The organism is Methylicorpusculum sp., from assembly GCF_030651835.1.
GTDB lineage: Bacteria > Pseudomonadota > Gammaproteobacteria > Methylococcales > Methylomonadaceae > Methylicorpusculum.
The window spans coordinates 52,505-69,400 of record NZ_JAUSBX010000083.1 but is presented as its reverse complement, the minus strand read 5'-3'; the positions used below and the strand labels follow the sequence as shown (position 1 = coordinate 69,400).

Below are 16,896 nucleotides of genomic sequence, written 5' to 3'. Positions count from 1 at the left end.
GGATATTTTCATGGGTGATTACGTTTTTTTGTGGATTAGAGGATTATTTCAAATTAATGGATTTTGTCCAGTTTTCAGCAGAAAGTTTTATAATCCTTTATGACAGAGCTGTTAATCGCTGACTACGACGCCTGATTACTTTTCAGGTAATTCAACCATTTGTTTGCCGCATCGGAACTGTTGGCGTTTTGTCTAGCCTGTTCAAAAGCTTGACGCGCCTTGTCATGCTGTTTGCTTTCGTAATAACTGGTTCCCAGCAATAGATAAGCCTGACCCGGTTGATTTAAGCCCCCTTTTGCCAAGGCTTTTTGAAATGCGTTAATTGCAGAATCCCATTTGCGTTGTTCAAAATAAATGCGTCCGACTTTAAGATAAAGGTCGCCTTTACCATTTAATTTGGATGCCAATTCGAAAGCCTCTAAAGCTTTTTCATATTCTCGTGCCTGCATCCAGGTGTTAGCCAGTAATTCCCAATGTTTTGAATCGTTTGAGACCCGGTTATTATTGATTTCCTTGGCAAGAATATGTCCCGCTTTATAAGGTGAACCCACCAATAGATAAAGATTGACCAGATCAAGAATCTCCTTTTCAGAATTCAAAAGCCCTTTTTTATAAGCCAGATGTTTAACCGTAACGGCTTTGGTTGCCTCTTTACCGAGATGATAAACCGATGCCAGTTGTTGCCAGTAGTCCTTGTTGTCGGGGTAGATAGACAGCAATTTTCTCAACACGTCAGCCGCCGCGTCATAATCCTTAAGCTCGTAACTTAATGCGAGTTGTAATTGATACCAGGCCTGATCCGGTTTATTGCTGGATTGAATGGCTTGCTTAATATGCTTGAGTGCCTCGTTATACTGTTTTAACTGGGAATAAGCGTTAGCCAGCATTACATGGGTTTCGCTATCCAGTTTGGGATTGCCGGCTAGCCAGGGTTTGAGTGTATCGATGGCTTTAGCGTATTGACCGGCACCCATAAAAAGCTGACCCAGATTAAACAAGGCCGCTTGACGCTGATTTTCCGGCAGAACTTTTAAGCTAAGTGCTTTCGATAGCGCCTCGGCACCTTGAGCATATTGGCCTTGCAAGCCATAAACAGAGGCTAGGCTTCTTAAGACTGCGGCCTCTTCATAACTGCCTTTTTTTACATCTTTAAGCAATGCCTGCAGTGTTTGCTGAGCATTACTGAAAGACTTGCTTTTAATCGATTGCTCAACAAGCTGAAGTTTCTTGAAAACTTCCTGAGAAACCTCGGTGGACTTGTCCTGGCTGCTCAGAGCGGAGATGGAAACCAGCAGCAGACCGCAGAATAACAAATGGAGAAAACGTTTTTTGATCATTTGGATAATTTGAATTGAAGTATTTGTAATGCGCGTTGTTCCACCGCTTTACCTTCCACGATTTTCGCTTTGAACTTCCATTTTTTAATAGCATCCAGTGCTGCACGATCAAACATTGCAGCTGGTTTGGAATCGACGACCACCGCATCGGTTACCGTACCGGTAGTGGTGATGGTGAACTCGATTTTAACCCAGCCTTCAATGCGACGACTTGCGGCGCGTTGCGGGTAAGCAGGAGGTATTCTAACCAAAGGGATGACATCCGTGCTGATGGTTCCTGTGCCTTCAGGAACGCCCTCCGACGTTTTTGGACCTTGAGCTGCTGCAGGAGCAGAAACAGTTGCCGGCGCGGTTTCTGCCGCTACCGTCAAGCCAGCAACAACAGATTGGTTGAACTGGGTCGTATCAATCGGGATATCCAGTTTAGGCACTGCCAAATTCGGTTGTGTAACAGGCTGAACTTGTGTCTGTTGCATCTGCATTTTGGGCGGAGGTGGCCGTTTTTCCGGAGGTGGCGGCGGTTTTCTGATGGGTTTTCGTTCATGAACATCCGGTTGATGCTCTTTTTTCAAACGAATAAACTCAACCATCTGAAGATTGTCAGTCGGTTTTAAATTATGCGAGTTATCCATAACCATGGCTTGCATCAACCAGAATAGGCCAAATGTGACCAGTGATCCAATGATGGAAGAAACAATCAGACGCTTCACTTGGATTCCGTTTCCGTTGCAATGGCTGCATTAGTAATACCGGCTAAACGGATCTGGTCCATCACCTGAACCAGGTCGCGCGTTTTCGCTTCCTTGTCGGCAGCGATGATTACGGTGCCCAAGGGATTTTCCGCATGGAGTCTGGCAATATTCGCTCTGACCGCTCGAACATCAACAGCGCGCTTATCGATCCATATTTCGCCATCCGGTTTAATCGAAACGATGATGTGTCCCTGTTCCTTTTTTTCAGCGGTCTGGGCGCTTGGCCGGTTGACATCAATACCCGACTCTTTGACAAACGAAGTCGTGACAATAAAAAAAATGAGCATGATAAAAACGATATCGAGCATCGGGGTCATATCGATATCGGATATTTGATCAGACGTGGATCGACTGGCAGTTCGGCGCATGAAAATCTCTTTATTGATAGTTTAATAAATCGGCCAGGTGATGGGTTTCATCGCTGACACGTTCTTCAATGACTTTGTGGAAATAAAGTCCTGCAATGGCAATCAACATACCCGCCATGGTGGGCATCGTTGCCATCGAAATACCCGAGGCCATTGCTCTCGCATTACCGGTTCCGGTAACGGCCATAATATCGAACACATGGATCATACCCGTAACAGTTCCTAATAAACCCAATAACGGGCACAAACCCACCAGCATTTTTATCAGAGGAACACGTTTACTCATCGACAATTTTGCTTCTGAAATAATCAGGTTGCGGATAGCCAATGAATGGGGTGAATGCTTGTGGGTACGTTCTTGCCATTGTTGGAACCATTGTTCACGTAATGCCGGATAATCAAATTTAAAATAGTACAGCCGTTCCGCGATGGCGCACCACAAAACAATCGAAACAAACAGTATGACTTTTAATACGGTTCCTCCGCTGTCCAGGAAAATGCCTATCGATTCGAAAGCCGTGAATAAAGCATCCATTACTACTTGCCTGCTCTGCGACTGATAATTCCGGCACTTTGCTCGTCCAGAATCTGGATCAGCGAACGGCTGCGATAAGCCATTAAACTGTGCAGGAATAACAAAGGCACAGCCACACACAAGCCGATCATGGTTGTGACCAAAGCTTGCGAGATGCCGCTGGCCATCAATTTGGGATCGCCTGTGCCGAACAGGCTAATGGATTGGAAGGTGGAAATCATGCCGGTAACGGTACCCAATAAGCCAAGCAAAGGCGCCACCGCGGCGAGAAGTTTGATCATCGACAAGCCTTTTTCCAAAACCGGGACTTCACGGGTAATGGCTTCATCGATGATTAACTGAAGCGTATCAACATCGACAGCATGATTCAATTCAGCTGCCGCAATAATTCGTCCCAGCGGATTTTCCTCAGAAATGGTTTTATCGTTAACTTGCGCGTTAACGGCAATATCGGTTTTGGACAGAAAAATTAGTCTGTATATCGCATAAATCAAACCGAAAAGACCCAAAATAATGGTTACATAACCGACAGCGCCGCCTTGATCTATGCGCTCAAACAGATTCGGGGTCTGAATCAGTAAGCTCAAGATGACGCCGCGCGTGGGATCAATGCCAATATCAGCGATTTCTCCGCTTTTGGCATTAGCAAAATCTTCAGCCAGATTCGTATATTCGCCATCGGGTTGACGGGCCAATTCTGCCAGTTTTCCGGTCTCAGGCAGATAGCGTAAATACTGGCCATCAGAGACTGCATTAAAGCTGCCGATACGCACTACTTGCGCTTCTCGGGGGTCTCCGGAACCGGTCAGGATGGTTTTATTGAATCTGACGACTTTTCCGGACTCGGTCATTTCCTGTTGCAGAAAAAACCATAAAGATTCCAGTTGCTCCAAGCTTGGCAACGCTTTACCGGTGGCCATCTCCGCCAATTTTTCTGTTCGGCCTGGATATTGAGCCGAGATCAACGAGTTTTCAAAATCAGCTTTAAGATCGCCGGCCGCTTGTTTGGCAACGCCCGATAATTCCTTCAATATACCGCTACGATTGTCCAATTCGGTCTGCAGTTGATTCAAAGCCTGTTCATTGGCTTCCAGCTGTTGTTTAAGCTGCGCGCTTAAGCGTTCTTGTGCGCTCAGGTCAGCGCGAGCGCCAGCCAGCAATGATTGTTGTTTGGCTTTTTCAGCTAAAAACCGGGCTTCGCGTTCCTGGTTGATTTTTCCTTCGATGCCTTGATTGCGTTTGACTTCGTTCAGGAGTTGATCCAATGCAACTGGATCCGCTGAAACAGTAGAAACGGAAAAAATAGCCAGCAAAATAATCAGTAATTTATTCATTGTACTGTCTCCGGGGCTGCGACAGGGAGCTTTAACATATCCGGTGCCGTTTCTTTACGGGCGATGCGTAAGCCATTGCGAAGGGTCGTTCGATAACTGGAGGACAGCGTTTCCCACTGCTTTTTTTCTTTATTCCAAAAACCGCTTTCGCTGCCATCCAAACGTTGATAATAAAGGGCTACCCGGCCCAGACGTAAAAAATCCACGGAACTGGTCGTGCCGTTTAAATCAATATCCGCCCGGTAGGCTTCAATCGTGTTGCCGTAATCGTTTTCTACCTGAAAGGCTTCTAGGATACGGCGGAATTTTTCTGCTTCGGTCACATCGGCCCGGTTAACCAGCAGTTTTAACTGGGTTAGCCGTTCTTGCCGTTCCTCCGGCAAAAAAGGCAGATCCAATTGGATAAATTGCTCCAGGCTGGTCATCATTTTCAGAATCAAAGGCACAATTTCTCTTTCGGTCACCTCGATTTGAGCCAACTGAGTCTGCATGGAGGCTTTTTCGGCCAGTTGAGAATTAAGCAGTTCCTTCAAATGAGCATTATAGGTTTGCAGCGTTTCCGCGTGTCGGGTCGCTGAACGGTATTCCTCCAGCATTTTTTGAGTTTGATCGCTAGCATCATCGATTGATTTTTGCGAGCTCACAGCCGCTTTGTTGGTTGTCAGATCAATATCAATCGCTTGGTTTAACGGATCACCAAAAGCAGTTGAAGCGGATAAGCTGAAGAGCCCAGCCAGGCCAATAAAGGATCGGCGCAAAAAAAGCATAAAATTTCCGGATAAATAATAATGAAAAGGCAGTGCTACTTTATCACAGCGGTAAATGCAAACAAGTGTCATTTGTAAAAGAGCAAAGTTGAGTCAATATTATAGTATTTTAAAAAGTTGTTCAGGGTTAAAGCAAAGATATCTAACTCATTTACTATGAACGTGTATGTTCATAGAAGTGCTCGGGTTGCATGTCAGACGAATGTCTTCGACAGAGATACTCGCCATCAAGTTTACAGGGACGCATTAACGGATTCCTGTCTGGTGCTTTACCGTATCCTGAACTGGGTAATTTCTTCATACGGGGAGATGGGAGCATCTTCTAGATCGTTAGGATGGGCCTATTCGAATAGGTCGGGATAACTTGGCTTTACGTTTTTGTAACCAGCGGATTACCTGTCATATGCAATACCAAAGGAATAAAGTCGCTTACAAAAATGATAATGCGACCGGTAATTCCCAGTTTGATATTTTCAGCGTCATTTTGGGCTGGGAAAAGCCTTTCGAGGAACGCCGTAAACCGTTCCATGGGGGCTTGGCAGCAGCATCCATGCTGCCGACATCCTCAAAAAGCTTTCCCCAGCCCATTTCTCCTTCAAATTGAGAATTGCTGGGTAAGTCCTGCAATTTCGCCGTTGTGTAAAGGGTGTAGCCATTTGATAAAGGATTCCCCGGCATATTGATCCATCCAAACAATGGTTTTAGGAAATCGTTTGCTGGGCTCACCGTCTTGGTAGAGAAATATTTTATAAGTATCTTCGGGCGAATTGGGGGTTTCAATCCAGCGAAGCTCTGCATTCGGGAATTGGGTTTGAGCGATGGCTTCGGCCTTGTCCAATGAAATACGTCGGGCAACTCTAAATAGCGCCACTGATTAAGGCTATGAGCAAAACAAAAATGCACGAGGATTAGTAATACTTTGTAGTTGTGGCGATAGCGATAAGCGCAAAAATGATTCCTGGACTATGTCGCATACATCATCCTCACGAGGTCAGCGTAAACTGATATAGGTCCCAACTTCCTAGGCATAGTTAAGAAAAAGCGTATGTAAAAATCCAGTTTCTGTTGCTTTCATTGGTGCTTGATGTCTTTGAATAAGACGAGTACCTTAGCAATACTTATTCCAGCAATTTAATTAGGGTTATAAAGTTCACGGTTAAATCTGATTCATAACGTGATGTCGGTCTTATTGATCGATATAGGCACTTGATTTAACGATGTTTAATCGTAGCCGGATAGAAGTGGAGTAAAAAAGTATTTCAGGCGCGTGGTGGAATTTATAGTCAGAATTTTTGGCGCCTTTTTTGAAACATGAACCGCATAATTAAACTATGTAATCCGCCGGTTTTATTTCGTGTTAATTCACAGAATATTTTAAGAAATCGATGGGTTTGCGCATCCACTGTTAAGAATGCTCATGAAGTTTAAGTTAAGGATATCGCTACAAAAAGCTTCCCCCTTTTAAAAAAGGGGGATCGAGGGGGGATTTATTAAAAACTGTCCCCCAGCCTCTCTCCCATTTTTTATTGGGTGTAGGTGGTTGATTGAAAAGGCTTCGGTAACAAGGATGTTGCAGAGAGCTACAGGGGCGTATTGATGCATCCTTTGAAATCCAGCACCTACGACCGCAATTTAAGCGGGCGTGTAGTTACTTATCATCGTTTATTTTCTGCCGCCCGCGAGCAATGTGCTGCCATTCAGGAACTCTATGCTTAACGTCATCCTGCGCCATTATCTATTCAAAACACTGTGTTTGCTGTTCATTGCGGGTATTGGATTTAAGCCCGGAGTACTTTTCGCCGGTGAATACAACCTTGTCATTGATGAAAAAGCCATCAATGTCATAGGTCAAACCCAAAAGGCCTATTTGGCAGATGATTCACTCCCTGCCCCGACCTTGCATTGGCAAGAAGGCGAGTCAATTACATTAAATGTAACCAACCGCTTGAAGGAAACCACCTCTCTGCATTGGCACGGCATCATTCTTCCTTATCAAATGGACGGCGTGCCGGGTATCAGTTTTTCCGGTATTAAACCCGGCGAAACTTTTACCTACCGGTTCCCGGTCAATCAAAGCGGCACCTACTGGTATCACGGTCACTCGGGCATGCAGGAACAAATGGGCTTGTACGGAGCGTTAATCGTCGATCCTGCAAAAGAGTTGCATCCGGTTGACCGCGATATCGTGATCATTTTGTCCGATTGGCCGCAAGCTGATCCGCATCGGACGATGGCGAGGCTGAAAAAGCAGAGTGATTATTACAATTTCCAAAAACGAACTGTGCCCACTTTCTTTGGGGACATCCAGAATAAAGGGCTGAGCGCAACGCTCTCGGATCGCTGGGACTGGGGGTGGATGCGTATGGATCCTACCGATCTGGCCGATGTAAACGGCTCAACTTACCGGTTTTTGATTAACGGTCAAACACCTGAAGCTAACTGGACCGCTTTATTCAAACCGGGCGAGAAAATCCGGCTGCGCTTTATCAATGCGTCGGCGATGACTTATTTTGATGTGCGCATTCCGCATTTAAAAATGCGCGTGATCGAAGCCGATGGTCAGGCAGTGGCGCCGGTCGATGTAGATGAATTTCGTATTGCTGTGGCCGAAACCTATAATGTTCTGGTAGAACCTCAGCCTGATCAAGCCTATACCCTATTTGCCGAAGCCATGGACAGAAGCGGCTATGCGCGAGCGACACTGACGCCGCATAAAGCTTTGCAAGCGGAAGTCCCCGCGTTACGACCCATGACCTTGCTTACGCTGGCTGATATGGGAGGCGAACATGCCAGGCATAACGATCATCAACAGCCTGCAGATGGGGCTGAGCGTTCACAAAGACACGACCTGCATCAAGCAGAAACTCCTGTCTCTGAAAAAATCGATGAACATGCCGGTCACGATATGGGGAGTATGCAGCGAGAACCAACCCAACATGGCGATCATCAAATGCCGGTTAAAGCCGATGCATCTGAAGAAAACCATGACCTGCATAAAACCGAAACGCCTATTTCTGAAAAAGTTGATGAACATGCCGGTCATGCAATGAATGGGCATCTTCAGCCTATGAATCACCAGCAGCCAGAGTTGATTGTTTCGACAGATGTACTCAAGTATGAACATCTGAAAGCCGTATCACCTCATCCCGAGTGGGGCGAGCCTGACCGGGAAATTACCCTGCGTCTGACCGGCAATATGTTCCGGTACATCTGGTCATTCGATGATATTGCGTACAAGGATGCGGAACCGATCAAAGTGCTCTTCGGCGAGCGGATCCGCTTTAAATATGTTAACGAGACGATGATGAATCACCCCATTCATATTCATGGACTGTGGCAATATCTGGTTAACGGACAGGGCAATTACACTCCCAAAAAACATGTGATCAATGTCAAGCCCGGCGAAACCGTTGAAGTAGACGTCATTGCCGACGCGCTGGGCGATTGGGCGTTTCACTGTCATTTGCTCTATCACATGGACACAGGCATGTTTCGTAAGTTGACGGTGGAACACGCGGAGGCCCAGGTGCCATGACGGTAATGCAGACAAGCACATCAAATTTTGCCGCCAGAATTTTTATTATTGGGGTGCTGACAGCTGTTTTGGGTATCAGTATCGCTATGGCTGAGGAAGAAGCTCTGTTGATTAACCACTTTAAAGCCGAACGGCTGGAATATGAGAGCAATGGCAAGCTGCAATTGTTCAAGTGGGATATTCAGCATAGAGTGGGCAATGACGAGCATAAATTATGGATAAAAACAGAAGGCGATTATTCGGGAGACCAGGGTATTTTTGGCCGTGCTGATTTACAAGTGCTCTATAGCCGCAACATTTCCACTTTCTGGGACTTCCAAATCGGGGCAAGGCGCGCATTTGAACCCGAACGTACCTTTGATGCGGTCATCGGATTTCAGGGGCTGGCACCTTTTTTTATCGAAGTTGACAGTGCCATGTTTATCAATGAAAAAGGAAATGTGCTGGGTCGATTGAGTCTTGCAAAAGACTTTCTGCTTACTCAGCGTTTGATTTTGCAACCCAGGATGGGGGTGAATATTGCTGCTGATGACATTAAAAACCGAGGTGTTCAATCCGGTATTACCGAATTTGAAACCGGTGTCCGGTTACGCTACGAAATTGTGCGGGAATTTGCACCCTACCTGGGTTTTGATTATGTCGAAGAGGAGTCACTATTAGAGCACCAGCATTCACTGCGTTTTGTATTGGGTTTGAGGGTTTGGTATTGATGAATGCTGGCCTCAGGCGGGGACGTCGGTTACCGGCTAAGCTGGCGGTGATATTTCTGCTGTTTTGGCCGGTGTTTGTTATTGCCGCGCCGATTTCACTGCCTGAAAATAACCCTAAACAAGCGCTTGGCGAGTATGCCTCGTTCATGAAAGAAACAGGGGTGCCGCTCACGATTAGCGAAGCCGATATTGCCAGGACGGCCGGTGAATTTTCGGTAAACGGTAGTCCGGTTATCAGTTTTGGCATCGGTACCCAACCGGTATGGATTCATCTCCCGGTGACTAATTCAGCCAATTCGGTAATGATGAGACGGCTTTTAATTGAAAATTCCTGGCTGGATAAACTCGACGTCTATTTTTTAAGCAGAGAACATGAGTTTATCAGTTATCACGTGGGCGATAGCCAGCCTTATTCGGCGCGCCCTGTACCGGGGCGGTTTTTCATGTTTGATCATGACTTTCAGACAGGTATTACGGATATTTATTTGCGGGTGGAAACTGCCGATCCTATCGTGATGCCAATTTTTCTGCTCAGTCCCGCCGAGGCCTCACAAAGGAATCTGGTTCAGGCTTACAGCTATGGATTGGTCTATGGTTATCTGCTGGCTTTATTGGCCTACAACACTTTTCTATATGCCGGACTGCGAAATGTTCGTTATCTGAATTACGCAGCCTTCCTGACGATGTTTATTTTGATGAATCTCGCCTATACAGGTCATGGTTTTGTTTGGTTATGGCCGGAACAGGTGACGTTGCAGCGATGGGTCATTCCGGTTTTTATGGTGCTTTTTGGCGCAAGCGGCCTGGCATTTGCGTTGAATTTTCTGGAGACACGGTCCTTTTTTCCGAGGACACATCAAGTTATCAACCTGGTCTGCGCAATCGTCATTAGTTTAATGGCGGCCTTTATTTTGAGTGGCAGCCAGCATTTTGCCATTTTGTTAGCCTTCTTTTTTATCAATATTTTTTCTATTGTCATGCTGGCGCTGGGCGTCCTTTCGCTCTATTCCGGTTATCTTCTGGCCCGCTATTTTTTGATGGCCTCCCTCGCGTCCATGATGGGTACGGCAGTAACGTCGCTATCTGTGTTGGGTTACATCCCTTTTAATGAGTGGACTTTTCGGGCTGTTGAGATCGGTATGATTGCCGATGCGACCTTGCTTGCCTTGGCGCTGGCGCATCAATTCCGTGCGAATCAAGTAAGGCGAATACTGGCGGAACAACTCGCAGGCAGTGATCCATTAACCGGACTTAATAATCGCCGTGCATTACTGGAAAAATACCAGCCCATTTGGAGTTCGGCGCTACGTAACAATAGAAATATATCGTTGATTATTTTTGACCTCGATCATTTCAAATCGATTAACGATCAGTATGGCCATAGCAAAGGTGATGATGTTCTTGTAGAAACAGGAAAAATTCTTGCCAAGTCGGCGAGGCAGGGGGATATTCTGGCCCGGTGGGGTGGCGAAGAGTTTTTACTGTTGCTTCCTGAAACGCATATTGAGGCAGCAACGGCATTGGCGGAACGCCTGCGCAAAATCATTGCCGATATTCGCGTGTCATCGGAAGGCGGCGAGTTAAGCTTTACCGCCAGTTTCGGCGTTGTTCAGAGAACCCATCATGAAACCCTGGATAGTTTGATTTCTGATGCCGACCGATATATGTACAAGGCCAAAGAGCAAGGCCGAAACCGGGTTTGCTCGGAATGAGAAATAAGGACAACCATCTTTTAATCAATTACTTAAACTCAAGTATGCCGCCTAAGGTTGATAGGCTTGTTTAGATCAGCAGGGCTGGCGGATTTTTTAAAATAACGTTATTGTTAAGCGGCAACACGCTGACTATTGTCACTGTTTCTATCTATTAATTTCCGTGGAGGCTTTTATGGCGACCGTCTATTTTGCAACCAATCGTAACCCTAACCATGCTCAAACGCCGACTGATTTTGGCAAGGGTTTTTCTGATACCGGATTAGGGGATCTTCGTTTTGGACAGGCTGACGTTAAAAAAGGCAAGCTGGATTCAAAATCGATTCAAATATTGCCGGATAATGCCAGTCAGGGATCAGAGGCTTTATTCGATGAATTACGTCAAAGCATGAAAGCCGATTCTGTCGATTCTCTGATTTTTATCCATGGCTTCAATGTTTCATTTAAGGCGGCAGTCGAATCCGCCGCCAAAATGGGCGAACGTTACTTAAAAATTTCCGGCAATACTTATCAACCCAATATTTTCGTATTTTCCTGGCCTTCGGATGGAAAAATAACCCGATATTTTAATGATCGCCATGATGCCGAAGCTTCCGGTTATGCCTTTGCCCGTGGATTGATGAAACTATCCAGCTTTTTACACGGCGCACCAAAAAAAGAAGCATGCCAGCAAAAAATCAATCTGATCGCGCACAGCATGGGTAATTATGTGTTGCGGCATGCGTTACAACAGGCAAAGAAAATCGCCAATGGCGAATCCTTGTCGCGTATCTTCGATAACATCGTGCTGACAGCCGCTGATGAAGATAATGATACCTTTGAATTTGACCACAAATTAGCGCGCTTGCCCGATCTGGCTCAGCGGATAACCGTTTATTTCAACAGCGGTGATTTGGCGCTTAAAACCAGCGATCACACCAAGGGTAATCCCGATCGCTTGGGACATGACGGGCCGAATAAGCCGCATCAGGTGCCAGCCAAAGTCGTTCTTGTGGATGTGAGCGGTGTGGTTAAAGGGATTAGCGAACATTCTTATCACGTGGATGACAATAAAGTCGCTAAAGATATTGTGGCAGTACTAAAGGGCGAAAGCTCCGAGAACATTCCATCGAGAATCTACGTGCAGCATGCGAACAAATTCAAACTAGTCTGAGCCTTTTTAGGTCGATACGCAGAATAATCCAACCGACTGGCTTGCTCTGATAACAAGCATTTATCGCGATCAAAAACTATAGCCGAGGTCATTGGGTGATTCAAGGGCGTATAGTAAGGTAACTATTTGACGTAAACCTGTATAATCGCCCACTTTCAAACTTAGCGGGTTGTTTTGCAGTGCAATTCAATTTATTAAATACAGATGGAATGGCGCGGCGCGGGCGGCTGATTTTCGAAAGAGGCGTCGTTGAAACTCCCATTTTTATGCCGGTCGGCACTTATGGTTCGGTTAAAGCGCTGACGCCGGAAGAACTGACCGATCTGGGCGCTCAAATTATTCTGGGAAATACCTTTCATCTGATGCTGCGCCCCGGTGTTGAAGTGATGAATGCCCATGGCGATCTGCATGATTTCATGCACTGGGAAAAGCCGATTTTGACGGATTCCGGCGGATTTCAGGTATTCAGTCTGGGCGCGTTGCGAAAAATCACCGAGCAAGGCGTAACATTCCAATCACCCATCAACGGCAGCAAAATCTTTATGGGTCCTGAAGAATCCATGGCCGTTCAGCGCCACCTGGGTTCTGATATTGTGATGATTTTTGATGAATGTACCCCCTATCCTGCCACTGTAGATGAGGCCGCTGACTCGATGCGGTTGTCATTGCGCTGGGCGAAACGCAGCAAAGCCGCTCACGGAGATAATCCGTCCGCCCTGTTCGGAATCGTTCAGGGGGGAATGTATGAGCATCTGCGGCGCGAATCGATCGCCGGCCTGATTGATATCGGCTTTGATGGTTATGCCATTGGCGGACTTTCTGTGGGAGAACCTAAAGAGGAAATGATGGCAGCTCTGGATGTTGTCGCACCGATGATGCCCGCAGAGAAGCCGCGGTATTTAATGGGCGTTGGCACGCCGGAGGATCTGGTCGAGGCGGTCAGGCGCGGAGTGGATATGTTTGATTGCGTGATGCCGACCCGAAATGCGCGGAACGGTCATTTATTTACGCGGTCGGGTGTCATCCGTATCAGAAACAGTCAATATCAGTTAGATACCGGTCCGCTTGACGATAGCTGTGACTGTTATACCTGCCGACATTACTCAAGATCGTATCTCAGGCATCTGGATAAGTGCGGCGAAATGCTGGGTGCACGGCTCAACACAATTCATAATCTTCATTATTACCTGCAACTGATGCAGGAATTGCGTGAAGCCATTGAAAGTCAATCGCTGGAAGCTTATGTCAAGCTTTTTTATCAACAACGAGGAAAAAGTGTTCCTTCTGTGGCATAATGGCGAAATTTTTTAAATAACAATAACTACGACAGAGGTTAACCATGAGTTTTTTTATTTCTGACGCATTAGCTCAGGCTGCACCGGCATCTCAGCAGCCCGGTCTGGAAGGGTTGATATTCCCGCTAGGCGTTCTGGTATTTTTTTACTTTTTGTTTCTGCGTCCGCAGTCCAAACGCACAAAAGAGCATAAAGAGATGATCGCGTCGCTGAGCAAAGGCGTTGAAGTGGTCACTAATGGTGGAATTTTAGGCAAAGTTGCCGACATGGACGACAATTTTGTCAAACTGGAAGTGGGTGACGATACGTTTATACAAGTTCAGCGCCATGCTATAGCTAATTTGATGCCAAAAGGCACTTACAAAGCCGTCGCAAAAAAACCTAAAATCTGAGCTCAATCCTGTTTTAACGCGTGATTGAAGGCGGGTTTATGCCTCTCATTAGTTCGCGGTTTACGTTGGAATAATAAAATGCAAAATCATTTCCCATTATGGAAAAACGGGCTGATCCTGATCATACTCGTCGTTGCTTCAATCTACGCTTTACCCAATTTATACGGTGACGATCCTTCGGTTCAAGTCTCATCGAGTTCTACCCCATTGGAGCAGTCTCAAGTCAAGCAAATAGAAGACCATGTGAAGCAAGCGGGTTTAAATAGCAAATCGGTCGAGTATAAAAACGGCCAGGCTCTGGTGCGGTTCGAAAATACCAATGACCAATTAAAAGCGGCTGATATTCTGCGCGATAAGCTGGGTAACAATGTAACGGTTGCGTTAAATTTGGCGCCAGCTACGCCTGCCTGGTTAAATGCCTTCGGTGCCAAACCCATGTATCTGGGTCTGGATTTACGAGGCGGCGTTCATTTTTTGCTTGAAGTGGATATGGAAGCTGCAATCAAACAAGCTCAGGAACGCTATACCGATGATGTGCGCACGGCCTTAAGAACGGCTAAAGTGCATTATGTGTCTGTTGGCAGAGATAAAGACAGAATCAAGGTTCAGCTCAAGTCGGCCGAAGAAGTGGAAGCTGCAACTCAGGCAATTGACAAAGACCTGTCCAGCTTGAAGTTTGAATCGGTAGAAAATTTAAATGAACTGATTTTAACTATTCCTGAAGTCGAACAAAGGGAAATTAAAAAGTTTGCGCTGACTCAAAACATCACAACATTACGTAACCGGGTTAATGAACTGGGTGTTGCCGAACCGGTTATTCAACAACAGGGTGACAACCGTATCGTGGTGCAATTGCCGGGTGTTCAAGATACCGCACGTGCCAAAGATATCTTGGGTACTACGGCAACGCTGGAATACCGGTTGGTGGATGTCGAGCACGATGTTCAAAAGGCGGTTCAGGGGCGCGTGCCTATCGGCAGCCGTTTATATTATGAGAAAAATGGCAATCCCATCTTGCTGGATAGCCGGGTCATCGTGACCGGAGACCAGATTGTCGACGCTTCATCAGGACTTGATCAAAATAATTCTCCGGCCGTTTTCATCACCCTCAATGGTGTGGGCGCCAAGAAAATGGGCAAAGTTACTCAAGAGAGTATCGGCAAGCCCATGGCCGTTGTATTTATTGAATACAAAATAAAAACACGGGAAGTTAACGGCGAAAAACTGCGTACCAAAGAAAAAGTCGAAAAGGTGATCAGTGTTGCCACCATTCGGGACGCGTTCAGTAAACGGTTCCAGACAACCGGCCTGGATAATCCTCAGGAAGCCAGAAACCTGGCCTTGTTATTACGCGCCGGCGCTCTGGCAGCCCCGGTGGATATCATTGAAGAGCGGACCATCGGGCCAAGTTTGGGTCAGGACAATATCGATCAAGGCATGAATTCCGTTATCGTCGGCTTTGTGATCGTAATGATCTTTATGGCGTTTTACTACAAGATATTCGGTTTGGTTGCCAATTTTGCACTGACGTTCAATCTGGTATTGATCATTTCCTTGCTCTCGCTGTTACAGGCAACGCTGACCTTGCCGGGTATTGCCGGTATCGTGTTAACCATCGGTATGGCGGTGGATGCCAACGTACTGATTAATGAGCGGATCCGAGAGGAAATCAATAATGGCAACACGCCTCAAGCCAGTATTTTCGCAGGATACGAAAAAGCGTTCGGTACCATTTTCGATTCGAACATCACTACATTACTAGTGGCGCTGGTTTTATTTGGTTTTGGTACCGGGCCGGTAAAAGGGTTTGCTGTCACGCTGTCTATCGGGATTTTATCGTCCATGTTTACCGCCATATTGGGATCGCGCATGCTCATCAACTGGATATACGGTAATCGTCGCGTCGAAAAATTGTCTATTTAGGCTGGGAACGAGGAATAGTTCATGTTAATAAAAGATATCGATTTTTTAGGAAAGCGTAAGCTGGCTTATATAGTCTCAGGACTGTTAGTGCTGATTTCAATCATTTCGCTTGCAACTCAAGGGCTGCAAATGGGTATTGATTTTACAGGCGGTACGCTCGTTGAAGTCGGCTACAAGGAATCCGCCGATTTGTCCGTCATTAGAAATGCCTTAGGTGAAGGCGGTTTCAGTGATGCGTTGGTGCAACATTTTGGTAGTACCAAAGATGTATTGATCCGTTTAAAACCACAGGAAAGCCTCAGCAGTTCCGAGCTTAGCAATAAAGTTTTAGAAGTAATCAATAAAAAAACCTCAGAGCGGGCTGAATTGCGCCGAGTTGAATTTGTCGGTCCACAAGTGGGTGACGAATTGGCAGAAGATGGCGGACTTGCGCTGCTTTACGCCATGTTCGGTATTCTGATTTATGTGGCCTGGCGATTTGAGTACAAGTTTTCTGTGGGTTCGGTTGTGGCATTGATTCATGATGTCATCATAACCATGGGTTTCTTTTCATTACTCGGCTTGGAATTTGATTTGACGGTCCTTGCAGCGGTTTTGGCCGTGGTTGGTTATTCGATCAACGATACGATTGTGGTATTTGATCGTATTCGAGACAATTTCAAAATGCTCAGAAAGGAAGAATCGATAACCATAATTAACACTTCAATCAATGAAACATTAAGCCGAACCTTGATGACTTCATTCACGACCATTATTGTCGTCGTCGCCTTAGCCGTTTTGGGTGGTCAAACCATACATAATTTTGCGCTTACCCTGTTGGTGGGGATTACGGTCGGAACTTATTCGTCCATATTCATAGCCAGTGCGATTGTTTTATCGATGGGTGTGACTCAGGAAGATTTGATGGAGCCGGTTAAAGAGGGCGTTGATATCGATAATATGCCTTGATAACTAACTGTTGAGGCTTTTTTATAAATCGTGCACGAGCAGATTAATTCTTATGAAACCGTCTGCTCATATATAATCGAAAAATTAAATACTAAAATTTAACGTAACTACTCGCCTCCTTTGAATTGTGGGCGT

At 46.0% G+C, this 16,896-nt stretch carries 15 protein-coding genes; 8 read left to right on the top strand and 7 right to left on the bottom strand.

The annotated features are described in order from the left end of the window. Positions 1 to 122: 122 nt before the first annotated feature. The 7 genes from Q7V32_RS10270 to Q7V32_RS10240 form a co-directional block, all read right to left on the bottom strand. Positions 123 to 1,337, bottom strand: a complete 1,215-nt coding sequence (locus tag Q7V32_RS10270; protein WP_304896886.1) for a tetratricopeptide repeat protein — start codon at positions 1,335 to 1,337, stop codon at positions 123 to 125. Beyond that, positions 1,334 to 2,047, bottom strand: a complete 714-nt coding sequence (locus Q7V32_RS10265; protein ID WP_304896885.1) for an energy transducer TonB — start codon at positions 2,045 to 2,047, stop codon at positions 1,334 to 1,336. Before Q7V32_RS10265 ends, Q7V32_RS10270 begins: the two co-directional genes overlap by 4 nt. Next, positions 2,044 to 2,457, bottom strand: a complete 414-nt coding sequence (locus Q7V32_RS10260) for a biopolymer transporter ExbD (protein WP_304896884.1) — start codon at positions 2,455 to 2,457, stop codon at positions 2,044 to 2,046. The genes Q7V32_RS10265 and Q7V32_RS10260 overlap by 4 nt, the downstream gene beginning before the upstream one ends. Before the next feature lie 10 nt (positions 2,458 to 2,467). Further along, positions 2,468 to 2,992 (bottom strand): MotA/TolQ/ExbB proton channel family protein, encoded by a 525-nt coding sequence (locus tag Q7V32_RS10255; RefSeq protein WP_304896883.1) that lies wholly within the window; start codon positions 2,990 to 2,992, stop codon positions 2,468 to 2,470. 2 nt (positions 2,993 to 2,994) lie between these two features. Next, on the bottom strand, positions 2,995 to 4,326 hold the full coding sequence (locus Q7V32_RS10250) for a MotA/TolQ/ExbB proton channel family protein (protein WP_304896882.1): 1,332 nt from the start codon (positions 4,324 to 4,326) through the stop codon (positions 2,995 to 2,997). Beyond that, positions 4,323 to 5,093 (bottom strand): DUF3450 domain-containing protein, encoded by a 771-nt coding sequence (locus Q7V32_RS10245; RefSeq protein WP_304896881.1) that lies wholly within the window; start codon positions 5,091 to 5,093, stop codon positions 4,323 to 4,325. The genes Q7V32_RS10250 and Q7V32_RS10245 overlap by 4 nt, the downstream gene beginning before the upstream one ends. Before the next feature lie 595 nt (positions 5,094 to 5,688). Beyond that, a complete protein-coding gene (locus Q7V32_RS10240; protein ID WP_304896880.1) occupies positions 5,689 to 5,964 on the bottom strand; it encodes a PepSY domain-containing protein in 276 nt (91 codons plus the stop codon). 837 nt (positions 5,965 to 6,801) lie between these two features. Between Q7V32_RS10240 and Q7V32_RS10235 the strand changes: the two genes are divergently transcribed. From Q7V32_RS10235 to secF, 8 genes are all read left to right on the top strand, one after another. Continuing rightward, on the top strand, positions 6,802 to 8,628 hold the full coding sequence (locus tag Q7V32_RS10235) for a copper resistance system multicopper oxidase (protein WP_304896879.1): 1,827 nt from the start codon (positions 6,802 to 6,804) through the stop codon (positions 8,626 to 8,628). After that, complete coding sequence (locus tag Q7V32_RS10230) at positions 8,625 to 9,338, top strand: copper resistance protein B (RefSeq protein WP_304896878.1); 714 nt, start codon at positions 8,625 to 8,627, stop codon at positions 9,336 to 9,338. The genes Q7V32_RS10235 and Q7V32_RS10230 overlap by 4 nt, the downstream gene beginning before the upstream one ends. Further along, positions 9,338 to 11,050 carry a diguanylate cyclase gene (locus Q7V32_RS10225; protein ID WP_304896877.1) on the top strand — a complete coding sequence of 571 codons (1,713 nt, stop codon included), beginning with the start codon at positions 9,338 to 9,340 and terminating at the stop codon, positions 11,048 to 11,050. Before Q7V32_RS10230 ends, Q7V32_RS10225 begins: the two co-directional genes overlap by 1 nt. Before the next feature lie 175 nt (positions 11,051 to 11,225). Beyond that, complete coding sequence (locus Q7V32_RS10220; protein ID WP_304896876.1) at positions 11,226 to 12,203, top strand: alpha/beta hydrolase; 978 nt, start codon at positions 11,226 to 11,228, stop codon at positions 12,201 to 12,203. A 179-nt stretch (positions 12,204 to 12,382) separates the two neighbouring features. Next, entirely contained in the window at positions 12,383 to 13,498 is a 1,116-nt protein-coding gene (tgt, locus tag Q7V32_RS10215; protein ID WP_304896875.1) for a tRNA guanosine(34) transglycosylase Tgt, read from the top strand. 44 nt (positions 13,499 to 13,542) lie between these two features. Beyond that, a complete protein-coding gene (yajC, locus tag Q7V32_RS10210; RefSeq protein ID WP_304896874.1) occupies positions 13,543 to 13,890 on the top strand; it encodes a preprotein translocase subunit YajC in 348 nt (115 codons plus the stop codon). A gap of 78 nt (positions 13,891 to 13,968) precedes the next feature. Further along, on the top strand, positions 13,969 to 15,813 hold the full coding sequence (gene secD, locus Q7V32_RS10205) for a protein translocase subunit SecD (RefSeq protein WP_304896873.1): 1,845 nt from the start codon (positions 13,969 to 13,971) through the stop codon (positions 15,811 to 15,813). A 21-nt stretch (positions 15,814 to 15,834) separates the two neighbouring features. Beyond that, positions 15,835 to 16,761 carry a protein translocase subunit SecF gene (gene secF / locus Q7V32_RS10200; protein WP_304896872.1) on the top strand — a complete coding sequence of 309 codons (927 nt, stop codon included), beginning with the start codon at positions 15,835 to 15,837 and terminating at the stop codon, positions 16,759 to 16,761. The last annotated feature ends 135 nt before the right edge of the window (positions 16,762 to 16,896 follow it).